The sequence below is a fragment of the Mycobacterium sp. 012931 genome, from assembly GCF_000419295.1.
GTDB classification, from domain to species: domain Bacteria; phylum Actinomycetota; class Actinomycetes; order Mycobacteriales; family Mycobacteriaceae; genus Mycobacterium; species Mycobacterium marinum.
The window spans coordinates 23,036-40,087 of record NZ_AOPX01000001.1; the positions used below are offsets into that span (position 1 = coordinate 23,036).

Annotated in this window: 14 protein-coding genes and 3 pseudogenes; 6 read left to right on the plus strand and 11 right to left on the minus strand. The window is 67.1% G+C overall.

The features are described from left to right. Positions 1–348 precede the first annotated feature (348 nt). Both MMSP_RS00125 and MMSP_RS00130 read left to right on the plus strand, forming a co-directional pair. A complete protein-coding gene (locus tag MMSP_RS00125; protein ID WP_020784965.1) occupies positions 349–1,752 on the plus strand; it encodes a mannitol dehydrogenase family protein in 1,404 nt (467 codons plus the stop codon). A 49-nt stretch (positions 1,753–1,801) separates the two neighbouring features. Next, a pseudogene (locus MMSP_RS00130) lies at positions 1,802–3,243 on the plus strand (xylulokinase). Here MMSP_RS00130 and MMSP_RS00135 read toward each other — a convergent pair. From MMSP_RS00135 to MMSP_RS00150, 4 genes and pseudogenes are all read right to left on the minus strand, one after another. Then, complete coding sequence (locus MMSP_RS00135) at positions 3,191–4,687, minus strand: bifunctional phosphatase PAP2/diacylglycerol kinase family protein (RefSeq protein WP_020784967.1); 1,497 nt, start codon at positions 4,685–4,687, stop codon at positions 3,191–3,193. The pseudogene MMSP_RS00130 and the gene MMSP_RS00135 sit on opposite strands and share 53 nt — an antisense overlap. A gap of 34 nt (positions 4,688–4,721) precedes the next feature. Continuing rightward, complete coding sequence (locus tag MMSP_RS00140; RefSeq protein WP_036425843.1) at positions 4,722–5,381, minus strand: muconolactone Delta-isomerase family protein; 660 nt, start codon at positions 5,379–5,381, stop codon at positions 4,722–4,724. 99 nt (positions 5,382–5,480) lie between these two features. After that, positions 5,481–6,200: pseudogene (locus MMSP_RS00145) on the minus strand (family 16 glycosylhydrolase); the annotation flags it as partial. Beyond that, a complete protein-coding gene (locus MMSP_RS00150; protein WP_036425845.1) occupies positions 6,178–7,218 on the minus strand; it encodes an NADP-dependent oxidoreductase in 1,041 nt (346 codons plus the stop codon). The pseudogene MMSP_RS00145 and the gene MMSP_RS00150, both read right to left, overlap by 23 nt. A 63-nt stretch (positions 7,219–7,281) precedes the next feature. Here MMSP_RS00150 and MMSP_RS25430 point away from each other — a divergent pair. Further along, positions 7,282–7,988, plus strand: a pseudogene (locus MMSP_RS25430) (DUF3060 domain-containing protein); the annotation flags it as partial. Between the two features lie 50 nt (positions 7,989–8,038). On the opposite strand, the gene MMSP_RS00160 reads toward MMSP_RS25430, so the two are convergent. The 4 genes from MMSP_RS00160 to MMSP_RS00175 all read right to left on the minus strand — a co-directional run bounded on the left by MMSP_RS00160 (position 8,039) and on the right by MMSP_RS00175 (position 13,404). After that, entirely contained in the window at positions 8,039–8,425 is a 387-nt protein-coding gene (locus MMSP_RS00160; protein WP_020784971.1) for a hypothetical protein, read from the minus strand. 67 nt (positions 8,426–8,492) lie between these two features. Further along, a complete protein-coding gene (locus MMSP_RS00165; protein WP_020784972.1) occupies positions 8,493–9,929 on the minus strand; it encodes a hypothetical protein in 1,437 nt (478 codons plus the stop codon). A 221-nt stretch (positions 9,930–10,150) separates the two neighbouring features. Beyond that, positions 10,151–12,022, minus strand: coding sequence for an Hsp70 family protein (locus MMSP_RS00170; protein ID WP_020784973.1), 1,872 nt, complete (start codon positions 12,020–12,022; stop codon positions 10,151–10,153). A 152-nt stretch (positions 12,023–12,174) separates the two neighbouring features. Next, positions 12,175–13,404, minus strand: a complete 1,230-nt coding sequence (locus MMSP_RS00175) for a hypothetical protein (protein WP_015354294.1) — start codon at positions 13,402–13,404, stop codon at positions 12,175–12,177. A 59-nt stretch (positions 13,405–13,463) separates the two neighbouring features. On the opposite strand from MMSP_RS00175, the gene MMSP_RS00180 reads away from it, so the two are divergent. Then, the gene (locus MMSP_RS00180) at positions 13,464–13,970 is read left to right on the plus strand and encodes a nuclear transport factor 2 family protein (RefSeq protein WP_036425850.1); all 507 of its coding nucleotides are present in this window, start codon (positions 13,464–13,466) and stop codon (positions 13,968–13,970) included. 8 nt (positions 13,971–13,978) lie between these two features. Here the strand turns inward: MMSP_RS00180 and MMSP_RS00185 are convergent, their stop codons facing one another. Further along, a complete protein-coding gene (locus tag MMSP_RS00185; protein ID WP_036426966.1) occupies positions 13,979–14,635 on the minus strand; it encodes a L,D-transpeptidase in 657 nt (218 codons plus the stop codon). A gap of 105 nt (positions 14,636–14,740) precedes the next feature. Then, on the minus strand, positions 14,741–15,409 hold the full coding sequence (locus tag MMSP_RS00190) for a phosphatase PAP2 family protein (RefSeq protein WP_020784976.1): 669 nt from the start codon (positions 15,407–15,409) through the stop codon (positions 14,741–14,743). A 56-nt stretch (positions 15,410–15,465) separates the two neighbouring features. Between MMSP_RS00190 and MMSP_RS00195 the strand changes: the two genes are divergently transcribed. Continuing rightward, positions 15,466–15,948: a hypothetical protein gene (locus tag MMSP_RS00195; RefSeq protein WP_015354290.1), complete on the plus strand. Its 483-nt coding sequence runs from the start codon at positions 15,466–15,468 to the stop codon at positions 15,946–15,948. On the opposite strand, the gene MMSP_RS00200 is transcribed toward MMSP_RS00195, so the two are convergent. Next, positions 15,932–16,291, minus strand: coding sequence for a hypothetical protein (locus MMSP_RS00200; RefSeq protein ID WP_020784978.1), 360 nt, complete (start codon positions 16,289–16,291; stop codon positions 15,932–15,934). The two genes, MMSP_RS00195 and MMSP_RS00200, sit on opposite strands and share 17 nt — an antisense overlap. 85 nt (positions 16,292–16,376) lie before the next feature. On the opposite strand from MMSP_RS00200, the gene bluB reads away from it, so the two are divergent. After that, entirely contained in the window at positions 16,377–17,027 is a 651-nt protein-coding gene (gene bluB / locus MMSP_RS00205) for a 5,6-dimethylbenzimidazole synthase (RefSeq protein WP_036425854.1), read from the plus strand. Positions 17,028–17,052 lie beyond the last annotated feature (25 nt).

The following is a 17,052-nucleotide window of genomic DNA, read 5'->3' on the forward strand; positions in this document are numbered from 1 at the left end:
AAAGCGGTGAGCCCGGTTCGGCCGACACCGGATGCCGCGCACGACCGCGCGCAGGACGCTCGTCGGTCGCAGCTTCGCCGCAGCCATCCGCTAGCAGTAGGCGCGTAGCGCACGCAGGCCGCGGTCCGACGGAATCGATCCCAAATCCCCTGACTTTCTTCGCCACTCAGCCGCACTCCGGCGCCGCCACAAAGTTGCCGCGGTGCACGGTGCACCAGTTTCAACTGGTGCGGCGACGGCAGGCAGAATGCTCAGGATGGGATCGGCAACGCGGACTTATGGCGGGGTCAGCGCCACCGAGCGCAGCGGCGCAGCCGCGAGGCGGGCTGGGGTGACCCCCCCCCCCCGATGAAGCTAACCGCAGCCAACGCGAGCGCCCTCGACATCCCGGTCCCGAACTATGACCGCAGCCAAATCAACATCGGCATCGCGCATTTCGGCGTTGGTGGCTTCCACCGCGCGCACCAGGCGATGTATCTTGACCGGCTGCTCAACGCCGGGCTCGCACGCGACTGGGGCATCTGCGGTATCGGCGTATTGCCGGGTGATGAGCGGATGCGCGATGCGCTGCGCAGCCAGGACCACCTCTACACGTTGATCCTCGAGCATCCCGACGGCACCCGAGAGCCCCGCGTGATCGGCTCGATCGTCGACTACCGTTACGCACCCGATGAACCCGAGTCGGTCATCGAGTTGCTCGCCGACCCGGCGATCCGCATCATCTCGCTCACCATCACCGAGGGGGGTTACACCGCACCGCGCAGCGCCGCCTTCGAGCTGGTGACCGAGGCGCTGAACCGCCGTCGCCAACGGGGCCACGGGTCACCGACGATCGTCTCCTGCGACAACATCGTGGAAAACGGCAAAGTTGCCGAGCGCGCGTTCACCAGCTACGCGGACATGTCCAATCCCGCACTCGCACAATGGATGCGAGAAAACACCAGGTTCCCCAACTCCATGGTCGGCCGGATCACGCCAGTCACCACCCCCGAGCTGATCGAGCGGCTGGACTGCGAATTCGGTGTGCGCGACGCCTGGCCCGTCGCCGCCGAGCCATTCGCCATGTGGGTTCTCGAAGACGACTTCAGCCACGGGCGGCCCCCACTGGAACAAGCCGGCGTCGAGCTGGTCGACGATGTGGCCCCGTACGAGGCGATGAAGCTGCGGCTGCTCAACGCCGGACACCAGGGCCTGTGCTACTTCGCCTACCTGGCCGGGTATCGGCTGGTGCACGAAGCCGCCCAGGACCCGCTGATCGCCGAGTTCCTCCGCCGATACTTCGACGAAGAGGCGGCGCCGACCCTGACCGCGATTGGAGGCCTGACCGAATTCAAGAACGGACTGCTCCCACGCTTCGCCAACGCATATGTCCGCGACACCGTCGCCCGGTTGTGCGCCGAATCCTCGGACCGCATCCCAAAATGGCTGCTACCGGTGGTTCGGGACAACCTCCGCTCGACCGGCCCGGTTCGGCTGTCGGCCGCGATCGTCGCCAGCTGGGCACGCTATGCCGAGGGCATCGACGAGGCCGGCCAGCCGATCGAGGTGGTGGATCGCCTCGCCGACATGTTGGAGCCGATAGCGCGTTCGCAGCGCCACGACGCACGCGCATTTCTGGCCAATCGCGCCGTGTTCGGTGACCTCATCGACCAGCCCCGCTTCGTACAGCCCTATCTGTGGGCGCTGGACTCGCTGCACCGGGTCGGTGCCCGCGCGACGCTGCAGGCGCTACTCGACAAGGACGGATCCTGATGCCCATGTCTAGACGCGGTGCGGTCCGAATGGCATCGGCGGCGCGAACGTGACCCTCGTCGCCGGCATCGACTCGTCCACCCAGTCCTGCAAGGTGCTGGCATGTGACGCCGACACCGGTGAGGTGGCCCGCAGGGGCCAGGCCGCACACCCCGATGGAACCGAAATCGATCCTGCCGCATGGGAATCCGCCGCACACACAGCGATCGCGGCCGCCGGCGGATTCGACGATGTCGAGGCGGTGGCGGTGGGCGCCCAGCAACACGGCATGGTGTGCCTGGACATGGCCGAAGTGGTGGTGCGGCCCGCGCTGCTGTGGAACGACGTCCGCTCGGCCGACGCGCCCCTGGCGCTCATCGACGAACTCGGTGGCCCACGGGCGTGGGCACAAGCCGTCGGCCTGGTGCCGTTGGCCGCGGTCACGGTGGCCAAGCTGCGCTGGCTCGCCGACAACGAACCGCAACATGCCGACCGCACCGCCGCGGTCTGTCTGCCTCATGACTGGCTGACGTGGCGGTTACGCGGGGACACCGATGTCGCCACGCTGACCACCGACCGCAGCGACGCCAGCGGCACCGGCTACTACGACGCCGGCAGCGATCGCTACCGCTTTGACCTACTCGAACTGGCCATGCACGGCCGCCGCCCCAACCTGCCCAGGGTGCTCGGACCGTCGGCGCGAGCTACCCGCGGCAGCAAAATATTCGGCGCGGGTCTGGGCGACAACGCCGCCGCGGCGCTGGGCCTGGGGCCGACGAAGGCGACGTGATGGTCTCGATCGGGACCTCGGGGGTGGTGTGCGCCGTCGCGGCCGATCCGGTTCGCGACGAGGCGGGTCTGGTTGCCGGGTTCGCCGACGGCACCGGACGCTATCTGCCGTTGGTGTGCACGCTCAACGGTGCCCGGGTGCTCGATGCGGCGGCGGCGATGTTGCGGGTCGACCACGACGAGTTGTCCCGGCTGGCGCTGTCGGCGCCGCCCGGCAGCGCCGGACTGGTTCTTGTCCCGTACTTGGAAGGCGAGCGAACCCCTAACCGGCCCAAGGCAACTGGCGCACTACATGGCCTGCGGCTGGCCAACGCCACGCCCGCGCACCTGGCCCGGGCGGCGGTGGAAGGGCTGCTGTGCGCATTGGCTGACGGCCTGGCGCAGCTCACCGAACACGGCGTGGTCGCACGCCGGGTCCTGCTGATCGGCGGCGGCGCCCGATCGCAGGCGCTGCGCGAGATCGCGCCGCTGATATTCGGTGTGCCCGTGCTGGTTCCGGACCCCGCGGAGTACGTCGCCCTGGGGGCTGCCCGGCAGGCCGCGTGGGCGCTGCGCGGCTCGACTCGGCCACCCTCGTGGCAGCCACCGGCAACCGACGAGTACACCGGCGAGCCGTCACCCGCCGTACGCCAGCGCTATGCGCAGGTGCGCGAGCTGACCGAAGGAGTGGCTAGCGTCCCGGGCCCGGGCGAAACACCGCCAGCACCCGATACTTCGCGGTGAAACTGGCCTGGTCGTATTGCTCACCCACCTCGCCGTCATGAGCAAGCACGGTCGGCGCGTCCACGGTGCTGAAGCTGAATTCGGGCACTTGCAGTTCGTGGTAGAGCGGGCTGCGCTGCAGCCGGCCCAGGGCCAGCGCGGTGAGGATCCTGACGGTCGCCAAGCGGCGTCCGGTCTCGAGGATGCGCACGTCGATCAGGCCATCGTCCATGCGGGTGCGCCGCGAGGGGGCGAATCCGGCCGGCAGGTACACCGAGTTGCCGATGAGCAGCAGCGATGTCTGCAGCGTCTTGTTGTCGTACCGGATGCGCACGGGCTGGTCTTTGCGCAGTGTGTGCAACATCGCGTACATGCTGGCCAGCGGTTTGCCGATGCGCTTTTCCAGCTTTTCCCGGTACCGGACGAATTTGGGGTAGGCGCCGATGCTGGCCGTGTTGATCACCATCTGGCTTTCGTTCAGACACAACAGGTCGACGCGCGCCACGCTGCCGCGCCGGACCGCGTCGATGGTCTGTGCCACGCTGTCGCAGCCGATGTCCTTGGCGAAGTGGTTGAAGGTTCCGGCGGGAAACACCGCCAGCGGCAGTCCCGCGTCAACCGCCGCCGCCGCGGCGGCGGCCACCGTGCCGTCACCGCCACCGACCGCCAGCACTTCGGCCTGTGCGGCCGCCTCGCGCAGCACCCGCTGCGGGTCGTCGCCCGCGGCCAGTTCGACGATCCGCGCCTTCGGCAGGCCCGCACGCACCTCGTCGATGACCTGGGCCCCGGTGCCGCTGCCCGATGCCGGGTTGACCACCAAGACCACTCCGGAACCGTCGGGCCGCTGCGGTGTTTGCACCCAGAGCGGTTCCGTTTTGGGCAGCGCCGTCTCGATAATCGGTGGGACCAGCCGGCCGCCCAGCACGGCAACGCCGGCACCAATGCCGAATCCGGCCAGCACATCGCCGGGATAGTGCACCCCGGTCGCCACCCGCGACAGCCCGACCAACGCGGCCAGCACCGAAAAGCCTAGGCCCAGAGGCGGATTCTCCAGACCTACGCCGATGGCAAATGCGGCGGCGCTGGCGGAGTGCCCGGACGGCAGCGAATTGGATGTCGGCCGGCGTCGGACTCGTCTGGCCAGCGGCACCGAGTCCGAGAGCGGACGCGGGCGCTGCCGGATCCGCTTGGCCACCTGGTTGGTAAACAAGCTGGCCGTCCCCAGCGTCACCACCCCGCGCACCGCGCCCCGTTGCGCGGACTGACTTCTCGACGCGAGCAGGCCCGCGGCCATCGCGAACCACAACTTGGAATGGTCGGCCGCGCGGGTCAGCGGCGGCATGACCGTGTCGAGCAGCGGGGTGGGTATGTCGGCAATCGCTTCGAACAATTCCCGATCCAGCGCCCCCAGGCCCCGGGTGATCTGTTTGATGCTGCGCGCTCGTTGCCACGGCCGCCCGTTCATTCGCTCCACCCTAACCAGCGCCCGGGCGCGGGCTTCAGCACTGGCGGTTCGGTTTGCGCCAGTCTCCCGCGCGGCGCGCCCAAGACAGCCGGATCGGGTCGCTGGGGTGGGGTCGCAGCGGGGTGGTTTCGATGGTCATCCACCCCGAAAGCGGGAGCGACTCCACGACGGCCATCAGCTCGCCGGGGTCGCGCGCACGCCATAACCCCAGCATCCGCGGGCCGTCCGGGCCGGCCGGCAGCGCCCAGAACCGCACCAGATGACCGGCCTCGGCCAGCTCGTGACAACGGCGGGCCTCGCGCTCGGTGGCGTCGTCGACAACCCGCGCCGACGTGCCGGACGGGACGGTGAGCGTGGTCGTGATCAAGAATTCCGGCGCCTTACCGGGCCGAGGGGTTACCCCAGCACCGAGCGGGTCGTTGGGGTGGGCGCTGAGCACGGCGACCTCGTCGCTGCGCCAATCCTGCAGCGGCACCGTCGCCAGCAGCTTGCGCAGTGACGGCTCGTCGCGCGCGGCGAACAGGCCCAGGGTGCACCATTGGCCCGGTCCGCACGGCCGACGCCACAACCGCAGCAGGCGGCCCTGGGCGCCCAGCTCACGCCAGCCGGCGTTCTCGCTCACCCGGGCCCGATCGATCTCAGCCGCCGGTGTGCCCCGGGGAACCTCGATGGTCATGCTGACCAGAAATTCCATGCTGTCTCCCGGTGCCACCGTTGCGCACCGGATGCCTACAGCGCAAGAACTGCCAGGAACTTCGGGTACCGCGGTCACGCGGTAGAGCGTGTGAAGCCCTTAGAAGACGCGCACCCAGTCGACGAGCATTTCCTGGGGATACGTACCCGCCGCGGGGTCGCCGCCACCGGAACCACCGACCGCAAGGTTCAACACCGGGAACACGGTGTAGTCGGGGTCGTTGAACGGCCATTCACGGATGGGCTCGTTCAAGTCCTCGATGCCGGTGGCCGGAACGCTGAAGTAGGGCTGCATGCCGTCGGCATAGTCGAGCCAGAAGTACATGCCGGTCACGTTCCAGGTGACCCGCCAGTTGTGCCAGTTGTCGTCCACACCGATCGGGAAGGTCGCGAATGCCGTTCCGTCGGGGTTGGCGTGCACGGTGGTCCCCGACGGCCAGGAGCCGTTGCCGTACCACTCGATCAGGTCGATTTCGCCGCTGCGGCCGGGATCGTCGTTGGACAGCCACCAGGCCGGCCACATACCGGGCGCCAGGCAGTTGAACTTGATGCGGGCTTCCCAGGTGGTCCCGATGCCGCCGCGCCAGAGGCCATGCACCAGGCCACCGAAGTAGTCGTTGCCGCTCCTGGTGGCGCGCAGGACCAGGTTGGAGTTGCCGTCGAGGAAGACGTGTTGACGGTTGTCGCGGTACTGCCCCCAAAATTCGGGCCGGTCAAAGCCCACTGGGTTGCGGATTGGCGTCCGGTGGTTGGACACCTGCCACTTGGACGGATCGGGGGCAGAGCCGGCCGGGCCGTCAAACTCGTCGTGCCACAGAAATATGCCCTGAGGGTTCGCCGAGCTTGACCAGCGTCTTGCCGATATTTGCCCCGGTAAACAATCCGTTAAGCGCATCTACGCAGGAGTCAATACCTTCGTAGACGGTCTGCCGGTGCTTGAGACGCCCCTCGGCCTCCCATTTGCGCAGGTTGGCGAAGGCCTCGTCGAAACGGCCCCATTGATCGAGCGCGTTGAACCCCTGCATCAACGCGGTCTTGGACAGCAGGTTGACGTAGTTGGCCGGCCCCGGATGTTCACCGGTCAGATAGCTAGAGATAACCCCGCACAGCACAACTCGGGCCTTGGGGGCGAGCCGGCCCAGCACCGCGTCGAGGATCGGGCCGCCGACGTTGTCGAAATAGACATCGACGCGCCGGGGGCAGTGCGCTTTGAGCGCCGCGTCCAAGTCGTCGTTCTTGTAGTCGATGCACGCGTCGAAACCGAAGTTCTCGACCACCGCCCGGCATTTCTCCCGCCCACCGGCAATGCCCACCACTCGGGCGCCGGCGATCTTGGCGATCTGCCCGGCGATCGACCCGGTGGCGCCGGCCGCGTCGGAGACCACCACGGTTTCCCCCGGCTGCGGCCGGCCGATGTCGGTCATGCCGAAGTAGGCGGTGGCGCCGGTGGGGCCGTACACCGACATGATCGCCAACTGGTCATCCTCGCCCGGAATCGGCGTGCTGAACACGTCGTCGCGGATGATCACGTACTCCTGAAACCCCGTCAACGTGGTCACCACGTCGCCGACGGCGTAAGCGTCGCAACGTGATTCGACCACTTCACCGATCCCGGCGGCCCGGATCACCTCACCCAAGCGCACCGACGGCAGGTAGCCGGGCTGGTCATCGAGCCAGGTCCGTGCGGCGGCATCGATACCGACGTAGGTGGTACGCAGGAGCGCCTCACCGTCGGCCGGTTCGGGTGCCGGCATGGTGACCAGCATCGTGTCTCCGGGTTGGACTAGGCCGCTGGGGCGACGACGCAACACGATCTGACTGTTCAGCAAGTCCGACACATACCGAAACTACCCAAGGAAGAGGCCCTATTCGGCACGAATCCGGTGTGGGAGCATCTGTGCATGAATCCAGAGGATGACCCCGAAGCTCGGATCCGCCAGCTCGAGCAACCGCTGGCCGATGCGGCGCGCGCATCCGAACTGGGCAGCTCACAGCCGGCCGGCGAGTCTGCCTACCAGAACTACCAGGGTTATCCGGGTTACCAGCCGCCGCCGGGCTCGGTGCCACCGTCACCACCGCCTTATGGCTATCAGCCGGCCTTCCCCGGGGCCACGCCGCGTTCGTCCTCGGGCAACCGGGCGTTCTGGATAATTGCCGCCGTTTTTGTCGTCGGCATCCTGGGGGCGGTGGCAGCGGTCGCCCTGTTCGCGGTAAACCGGGTTTCCGAACCGTTCACAACTTTGTCGCCCGGCACCACGGTGATCTCTACCCCACCGGGGCCGATGTCCCCGGGGAACAAGACCCAAACCCCGACCGCCGGGCCATCGACGTCGGCCGGGCCGCCCGCGGGCAGCACGATCAGCGTTGTGGGTGTCAACCAGAGCCAGACGATTACCTGCAATGACAACATCGTCACGTCAGCGGAATGTCCAACACGGTCACCATCACCGGCCACTGCGCCAGCGTTTCGGTGTCTGGGCTGCAGAACACGGTCACCGTCGAGACCGCCGACCGCATCACGGCCTCGGGACTCAACAACAAGGTGACCTACCAGTCGGGCTCACCCAAGATCAGCAAGTCCGGCAGCGGGAATGTCATCGAACAAGGCTGGCCAGCGCGGCACCCGCATCTCGCGGGCCGGCACCGGCGCGGGACCGACTACTCGGGCTCGCCGGACGAGTCGTCCAGGACGCTGACCGCGATGCCGTACGGCAAGAAGCGGACCTTGCGCCTGGAATCGGTGTTGTCCTTGTTCGCCCGCAACGCGTCCAGTTCGGTCGCATAGACCTGTTCGACGCGGGCACCGCCATCGGCATCCACCGTGTAGATGGCCCACACGCCGTCGCCGGCTTCGCCCGCGGTTTCCGGCGCGGGGCGCCGGCGATGCCCGGGATCTTCGAAGATCATCGACCACGCGGGCCGGTCACCCGGGCCGGAGACGAACCTGCCGATTCGCTCGAACGCGTCGCGCAGCCCCTCACTTCCCTCCCTGATCACCCGATCGAAGTCGTCGGGATCAAATCCGAAACCACCGTTGTCGCCCACACCATCTCCTCGCGGTTCATGCCCTTGATGCCCAGTCTGCGCGCACCCAAGCCGATGCGCCACGTGCCTACGGCCCGGGTTCGGGCGGTGGCGGCTCGACCGGCGCCGGCTCCGGCGGCGGTGCTGGGGGTGGGGGCGGGTTGATCGGAATGGGAATCGACACGAACGGCAGGTGCAGGTACATCGTCATCCGGGCTTGGGTAGGCACCGGTGGGGCCGGGGCGGGTTCGGGCACCGCGACCGGCGGCGGCACTTCCGGGGCCGGGGCCTGCACCGGGGTCAGTGCCGGAGCCTGCGGGGCCGGAGTCCGCCGGGGCTGCGTCGCGGGCGCAATGTATTGCGGCGGCGGCTTGACCACCGTTGGGCGCGGCGCCCGCACCACCGGGGGTGGCTGTACCACCGACGGCGGGGCGGCCACCGGAACCGGGGACGCTGCCGGCGCCGGACCAGGGGCGGGCACCTGCGCGGGCGCCTTGGCCGGCACCGGAGTCGCCGTCTTCGGCGGAGCCGCCGGCGACGCTGGGGTCAGAACCCCTTCTCGCGGGCTTGGCTGGGTGGCCGCAGCGGGACGGACGTCCGAGGTGAGCGTCACCACCATCAGCCCGGCGGCAAAGGCGGCAATCCCCAGCATCGCGCTACCGGCCAGCACCAGCGGCCGGCGCCGGCCCTCGACGGCGTCTTCGCCGTCATCGGCGAGGGCACTGTAGGCCAGCGCGCCGGCGCCGCGGTCCGCGTTGGCGCAGACGTCGAGGTAGCTGGGGGCGAGCGCACGAGGATTCACCTCGCCGGTGCCCGGATCCAGCGCATAGGCCAGCGCCGAGGTGGACGAGGCGAACAGCGGCGCATTGGCCGACGCCAGCGCCGCTCCCCGGGCCAGCGCCATGTCCGGCTCCTCGGGAACGCTCACCACCAGCGACGTCGCCGCCTCCAGCACGGGCTTGAGCGCGACGATGTCGACCCCACAGCCGACGACGAACACGCCCTCGGCCACCGACTGCGCGGTCGCCAGCCCGCCCACCAGCGAAGTCAGATCGGCCGCCGTGGATTCGGCACCCAACGACCTGCGGTGCAGGTCGACGATCGAGCCGTCGCCGATGTCAACTACGGCCAGCGTCGCGCTGTCGGCCTCGACGAACAGCATCGCGATGTATTCGTAGTCAAGCGCGCAGCCAACCGTTTGGGCCAGCGCGGCGGCGGCCAGCAGGGGCGAGACCAGCATGACGCTGCCGGCATCATGTCCGGCGAGTTCGGCACGCAGGGCCGCGACGTCGGTGGGTTCTGTCCAGGTCACGCCCGCCGACATCAGCCGGTAGCCGCCTTCGATCGCACCCTCGCGGGTGCCGATCAACGCGGCCACCGCGGCAGCGGGTGCGCCTTGCGAGCGGTCGGCCGTGTCGAGCTCGAACGTGTCTTCCTCGACCGTCACCCCGTCCGCATCAATGCCTTCGACCAGCACCAAGCGAACCGCACCGGGCTCCATCGATACCCCAAGCACGATGTCCATAGCCCCTCCAAGCCGGGTGATAGCTAGCCATGGAGTCTGGGGCGGACGAGCGCACCGCGCGGGCCGCCGTCGACAGTCTTCGCGCCGCAATGCGGGTGCGACGAGTTACATCCGGATCAGCTGGCGCGTATGCAGTTTTGCCAGCTCAAACACTACTCGCCCGGGCCAGGGCGCGGACCGATTCTGATCAAGCTCAAATCGGCCGGCGCTGCGGTGCTAGCTCAGGGGGTGCCGGGGCTCATGAAGGGGTTCTGCGGGCCGGGGTTCTGCGAGACGGGACTCGGCGGCGCCTGACTGGCCGGCACCCGGATGGGTATCGGGATCGGCAACAGCGGGACATGCAACCACTCCGTGGTCATCTTGACCGTCGAGGTGGTGCTCGGCGGCGCGGTCGTGGTTGGGGGCGCCGTCGTGGTCGGCGGCGGCGTGGTCGTCGGGGTGGTCGTCGCGGCGGTGGTGGGCGGCACCGTCGTCTTGGTGGTCGTCACCGGGGGCGCCACCGTGGTTGTCGCCGTTGCGACCGGACGCGGCGGCGGCGCGACACTGGTGGGAGCGGGCGCGGCGCTGGGCGCCCGCGCGGCGCTGGCGGGCGGTGGGACAAAGCTTGGCTCCAGCGCCTTGGGCGGCGCGGAGCTCGCGGCAATGGATCGAGATGGCGCCGGTAGCGGCCCCACACTGGGCACTACCGGACTCTGGCGGCGCTCGATGGCCGTCAACGTGAATGCCACGCCCCCGATCGCGGTCATCGCCACCACGGCCGAGAGTCCGATCAGCACCTGGGACACCCGAAATCGCCGCCACGCCGGTTCTTTGAGCGGTTCGATCATGTTCAACCGCATCGACCAGCAGGGGCCCTCTTCGCTGTAGGAATCGCCCTCGAATCGCACCAGCCCTTCACTGGGAAAGTCGGTCTGTGACCAGGCCAATTCGCGATCGGTCAGGGCGTCCTGGTCGATCACCATGACGTCACCGGCCGGCGGCTCGATCACTGTCGTTGCGGCGGTAGCCGCCGAAGCCGCCGGCAAACCGATCGACGTTCGGGTGCGGAAGTCGAGTTCCTTGCCGCGGGCGGCCAGCGCCAGCGCACCGTTTGCCGCCGCGCACGCCGGTTCCGGCACGACCAGCACGGGTAGCCTGGTATGGACGGAAAGACGTTGTGTGACAAGCGGAATACTGGCGCCGCCGCCAACGGTGACCACCGCCGAGAGATCGGCCCAGCTGGCGTTGTTACGGGCGAGCAGGTCATCGAACGCATAGACGAAACCGGTGAGCTGATCCTGGATCAGGTCTTCTAGCTGATCTCGCGTGACCTCAATGGTCGTCGCGGATCCGGCGAGATCGACGGCCAATTCCGTTACCGCGTCGATGGACAACCGCTCTTTGGCCGCACGACACTGCTCTCTGAGCAGGCCGAGTTGACTGGCCGCGGCGGTCCCGGCCTGGTCGACGCCGTTGGGGCCAAGTTCCTCGATGACGTGCAACATCAACGCCTGGTCGATCTGATTGCCCGAGAAGTCCTCGTAACGCATTGTGGCGCAGACGGGCTCGAAATCCGACTTGGCCTCCATCAGCGTGACGTAGGAGGCCGAGGCACCGAAATCCAGCAGGCCCACGACCCCATCGGCCGGAATACCCAGTTCCGAGTTCGCCGCCGCCATCGCCGCCACCGCATCCGGGACCAGCCGAGGCGCCATGCCACTGCGGACAAAGCCGACGTGTGTCCGCAAGCCGTTACGCAGCGCCTGTACCGCTGTCGGTTTCCAGTGCGCCGGAACAGCAATCACAATTTCGGAGGAATTCGAATCAGCCCCGGCAGCAACAACCATCGCGTCCAGCGCCTCGACCATCAGAAGATCCGGATCATGAGCCGATCCGTCCGGAGACACCAATGCGACCGAGTCACCGATGCGCTCGACAAAGCCGCTCATGAAGGTGCCGGGCTGGTCCAGGCTCGGGTTCTCGCCGAGCACACCAATTTTCGGGGCGCAGTGCGGGTACAGTGTGAGCACGGCACGGCGAATAACGGCAGGCTTACCGTTAGACGCCGCAACCAAGTTCATGGTCCCGATCGACAACCCCAGCGGGTCGTACATATGAGAATACTTTCGTCGAAAGGGTCGGTGGCCAGCGTTAACCATAGTCGTGAACGGGCCGTATATAGTTCCTTGCCAATCTGATTGGTATGCGCTCGAGGCCGTGTCGTCATCAAAAAGGTATAAACGCCACCTTGACAGACGGTGCCAAATCAGACCACGGTGAGGGGCAGCGAACGCCTGGGCTGGAACTGAAACTGTGCACCATGACTTACCTTGGCTACCAACACCTCCGGCAGCTCGTCGGCCGGTTTTTCGGTTCGCACCAGCTCAGCAGTCCAGTCGGTGTCCGTCCCGGCCACCCGAACCTCGAGGTGGGGTTCGACGGCGGTCGCGATCGCCTGCAGCGGCTGCACGGATTCCGGCGTGCACAGCGAAATCCATGCCCCGTCGTCGTGGGCCGGCGAGCGATGAACCAGCAGTCGGTCCGCAACCGTCTCGGCCACAACGTAGCCAGCGGGATTGAACAGTGGATGCAGTTCGAACACCCGCAGCACCCCTTCGGCGCCGCCGGGTAGTCCCAGCGCCCGTTGAATGCGTTCGGCGGCCAAACCGGCCACTCCGGTCAACTGGCGGGTGCCCACGGATACGGCCAGTTCGGCGTCCGCCCCGGCCCGTTCGCGCACCGCGATGCCGAACGACAGGTTGAGCAGGTGCATCTGCAGACACACTTCCTCCGCCATCCGCACCAGCGCGGAGTGCGAGAAGTCGGTGAAGTCCAGATCGGACAGGAGCGCACCCGAGTAGTCCGCCAGCCCCTCCTCGGAGGGATCGATCGCAGCTAATTTCCAAGCGGCGGCCTTGGTTTCACGGACCACGTCCAGCGCCGGAATTCCCTTGACCTCGGGATAGGCCTCGTCGATGATGACCGTCCAGGCACAGTGCGGATGCCGGTCCGCTGGGCTACGGGGCGGGCGGTGAATCGGACGCACCTGGGCGCGTGGGTTGGTTGCGATCGCGGTCGCATCGAACGTCGGGTCCTCGATGGTGTGACACATCCCGAAGACGTACTCATCGCCCATTGGTTCGACGTCGAGCAGGGCGCCGCAATGGTCCAGGTGGAATTCACCGTGCCAGCGATCATGGAGCCCATAGCGGAAGTCCATGAACTGCGGCGGAGCGCCGATGTCCAGCTGGAGGCCTTTGAAGATGGTGGGCACGTCGGTGCCCTCGAAGTTGAGCGCCCGCTGCATGCGCTTGGTGTAGATCGGGCTGGCACCCGCCCATTCTTCGATGGCGATCTGCAGCATCTCCTCGCGGCCGAACGCCTGAATGCACCAAGCCATCCCCGAACGGTCGATCAACTGGCCGATCAGCAGCAGCTCAGGTACCAGGATTGCCAGCTCGCTGCGGGACAACCCCGCGTACCGGGATTGGCTCATACTCCCAAGGTAAGCCACCGCGGGTCGAGTTCAAAGACGCGGGGCGCGCCGGGCAGCAGTTGTGCTGCAATGGCGTGATGAGCCGAAACGATGTCTCGCCCGATGTCACCGCCGACATTGCGGCGATCCAACAGGTCAAATACCGCTACCTGCGCGCGCTGGACACCAAGCATTGGGACGAATTCGCCGACACCCTGACCGAAGATGTCGTCGGCGACTACGGGTCGTCGGTCGGCACCGAGCTGCACTTCACCAACCGCACCGACTTGGTGGACTACATGCGCTCAGCACTGGGCCCCACCATCATCACCGAACATCGGGTTACCCATCCGGAAATCACCGTCACCGGCGATACGGCGACCGGCCGCTGGTATTTGCAGGACCGGGTGATCGTCGCCGAAGCCAATTTCATGCTCATCGGTGCGGCGTTCTACCGCGACCAGTACCGGCGCACCGCGGCCGGCTGGCGGATCACCGCCACCGGCTACGACCGCACCTACGAGGCGACGATGTCATTGGCCAATATCGGCTTTCAGGTGAAACCCGGTCGCGCTCTTGCCGATTGATCTGAGGGTCACTTGGCGATTGCGATCACCGCGCCGGGACGCAGCCAGCGGATGATCTGCACCAGCGTGGCATCGTCGATCGCCACGCACCCGGCGGTGGGGCCGCCGTCGGTGGTGTGAAAGAAGAACGCCGAGCCGCCCCCGGGAACTTTGTTCTTGTTGACGCCCATCACCACCGAGTGCTTGTACTGCGGAATCTGCAGGTTTTCGCTCGCGGACGTGCTGAACGGACAGTCGGACTTCTTACACACCTGCATGGAGTTGAAGGTGGGGCTGTTGTCGTCGCCGCTCCACCAGTGATTGGGTCCGACTTGGGTATAGGGCAGTCTCCCACCGGGATTCGGGGCAGTGCCGAACGCGGAGTCGAGGCTGTAGACGCCCATCGGGGTTGCCGGATAGCCGCTCTTGGCCTTCGGCGCCATCCCCGCCGAACCGACATGGGTGGTGATCCCGGCCTTGAGCGGCTGCCAGCCGGCGGTGGTGCGCTGATAGATATCCATCTTTGCGTTCGAGCCGCCGGTTGAGACCACCGAAACCACCTGGGTGGCGTTGCCGACCGAGTTGGCAAACCAGGGATTACCCGCCGCCGCGGTCACCGGCGCGAGCCCTACCGCCACACCGACGGTGCACACTCCAGCGAACAGAACAGCTACCAGTCGACGCACCGTTTCATCGTCAAGGTTGCCAAACCTGAAGGTCAAGTAAAGGTTTCGTTCCGGTTGGGCCACTGCTCCGAGATCACCCGGCGAAACCCGCAGCGCGGTAAGGCGTTAACCCGCGCTGACCAGCTCGGCCGGCTCCTGCTCAGCTACCGGGACCGGCCGAAGCACCCACAGCCAGAACAAGAAAAACACGTAGCCCAGCGCCCAACCGGCGATTACGTCGGAGGGGTGGTGCACGTTCAACGCGACTCGGGATATCCCCACCAACAACACGCTCAGCGCACCCACGACCACTGCCAGGATGCGCATCCAGTGCACCCGGATCATGGGAAGCAGGAAGGTCAACATCGCCAGGACACTGGCCGTGAGCTCCAGGGCGTGCCCCGACGGGAACGAGGCGGAATGCGCAGCGACGAGCTTGGTCACCGGTCGCGGCCGGTCCGCCAGTCCCTTGGCGATCATGGTGACGATCCAGTTCAACGGCACACAGGCCAGTAACAGCAGCGCCATCCGCATCTTGCGCTGCACCAGCGCGATCGTGATCGCCACCAAGCCGACGATCCGCGTGGTGATCGGGCCCAGCACAAACGAGACGGCGAACCAGAAGTTGACCCATCCCGGGTGCTTGACCCCAATGTCATGGGACGCGTTCAACAACGACCAGTCCATGGCGTGCAGCCAGCCCCAGTCCTGGCGATAGCCGATCCACATCAGTGCGTAGACAACGATGGCGGCCAGGGCGAGCAGAAGAGGCAAAGTCATTCGTGGGCGGGTCATGCTCAACGGATACCAGCATCGATGCAGCGCCGCGAAAACGGGCCCATACTGGCGGCATGGCGGTGATCATTCGGCGGCTGTTCGGCATCGGCAAGCTCAGCGAGGATTTTCGGGCTCAGGTCGAGGCCGAAGGGCTCATCTACCTCGAGGAGTATGTTCCGGTCACCAGGCGATTTACCGGAACCATCCCGGGCGTACGGGCCTCACACAGCGTCGCGAGCTATCCGGGCGCCTTGGCGTTCACCCAGGAGCGGGTACTGGGCACCCTCTCCTCGCTGCCCAAGCTAGCCGGCCGGGCCATCGACGTGCGCTGGGACGCACCCCACAGCGGTGCGGCGACAGCCGAGATCTCGTCGACGGGGGTGCAGGTCGATATCGATGTCGCCAAGGTCGACCCGCGGTTTCACGGCGACCTCTCGCTGCACTTCAAAGCGGACATCCCCGAGGACGTGCTGGCGCGGCTGCCGCTGCGTTCACTCGCCTTCGACGTGCCGCCGGAGTACGTCTTCCGCGCGGTCGGGGTTACCTACAGTCCCTGATGGTGATGTCGGGCCACGGCGGACGCCGCAGCACCGCGAGACTGCCGATCACCGCCGCGAACAGGCCGGTGAGCACTCCGACCAGCGCGATGCGGTTCGCATCGACGGCAGGCACCCATTTCGCGTCGCCGCCGCGGATGACGAACACGCCGATCGGGACGGCAGCCAGGCCGTAGGGCTGCCCGGAGTCGGCGTCCGGGCCGCGGCGGAGCCGGCCGCGGCCTTCCTGGATCTTGGCCACCGGAATCACCGTCGCACCGTCGGGGGTGACGTGTGGCTCGCCATAGACACGTCTGACCGCCGGGTCGGCGGGCAGGTCGTCGAAAACATCGGGAACCTTCACGGGCCACCCTTTCGTTTGTCTGCCTTCGCAATGCTCGTCTTAGTGTTCGTACTCTTCCTAGTCTTCACATTTCTACGATGGCTGTGTGACTGACTACGCATTCACCGCCCAAGAACGGCAAGCGGTGTATCGCGTGATCACCGAGCGGCGGGACATGCGTCACTTCGTCCCGGGCGCCGTGGTGCCCGAGGACATGCTGACACGCCTATTGCATGCCGCGCACGCCGCACCCAACGTGGGCCTGATGCAGCCCTGGCGGTTCATCCGGATCACCGACACGGGGCTGCGCAGACGCATCCACACCCTGGTCGACGAGGAACGGGCGCTGACCGCCGGGGCGCTGGGCGAGCGGGCCGAGGAATTTCTCGCACTGAAAGTCGAAGGCATTCTCGAGTGCGCGGAGCTGATGGTGGTGGCCCTGCGCGACGGGCGCGACGGGCACATCTTCGGACGGCGAACGCTGCCGCAGATGGATCTCGCCTCGGTGTCCTGCGCGATCCAGAATCTGTGGCTGGCCGCCCGCGCCGAAGGCCTGGGCATGGGTTGGGTGTCGCTGTTCGACCCGCATCGGTTGGCGGATCTGTTGCGGATGCCCGACGGGGCCGAACCGGTGGCAGTCTTGTGCCTGGGCCCGGTGCCCGAGTTTCCGCAGCAGCCGGCGTTGGAGCTGGACGGATGGGCCGTTGCGCGGCCACTGCCGGAGTTCGTTTCGGAAAACCGGTGGGACCAGCCGTGACCTTCGGCGCATCCGCTGCACCCGG

Excerpts from the sequence above, each read along its gene's own strand:
- MMSP_RS00135 (WP_020784967.1), bottom strand. The coding sequence starts at position 4,687 with ATGAACGGGCGGCCGTGGCAACGAGCGCGCAGCATCAAACAGATCACC.
- MMSP_RS00125 (WP_020784965.1), top strand. The coding sequence starts at position 349 with ATGAAGCTAACCGCAGCCAACGCGAGCGCCCTCGACATCCCGGTCCCG.
- MMSP_RS00140 (WP_036425843.1), bottom strand. The coding sequence starts at position 5,381 with ATGGAATTTCTGGTCAGCATGACCATCGAGGTTCCCCGGGGCACACCG.
- MMSP_RS00170 (WP_020784973.1), bottom strand. The coding sequence starts at position 12,022 with ATGTACGACCCGCTGGGGTTGTCGATCGGGACCATGAACTTGGTTGCG.
- MMSP_RS00175 (WP_015354294.1), bottom strand. The coding sequence starts at position 13,404 with ATGAGCCAATCCCGGTACGCGGGGTTGTCCCGCAGCGAGCTGGCAATC.
- MMSP_RS00165 (WP_020784972.1), bottom strand. The coding sequence starts at position 9,929 with ATGGACATCGTGCTTGGGGTATCGATGGAGCCCGGTGCGGTTCGCTTG.
- MMSP_RS00190 (WP_020784976.1), bottom strand. The coding sequence starts at position 15,409 with ATGACCCGCCCACGAATGACTTTGCCTCTTCTGCTCGCCCTGGCCGCC.
- MMSP_RS00195 (WP_015354290.1), top strand. The coding sequence starts at position 15,466 with ATGGCGGTGATCATTCGGCGGCTGTTCGGCATCGGCAAGCTCAGCGAG.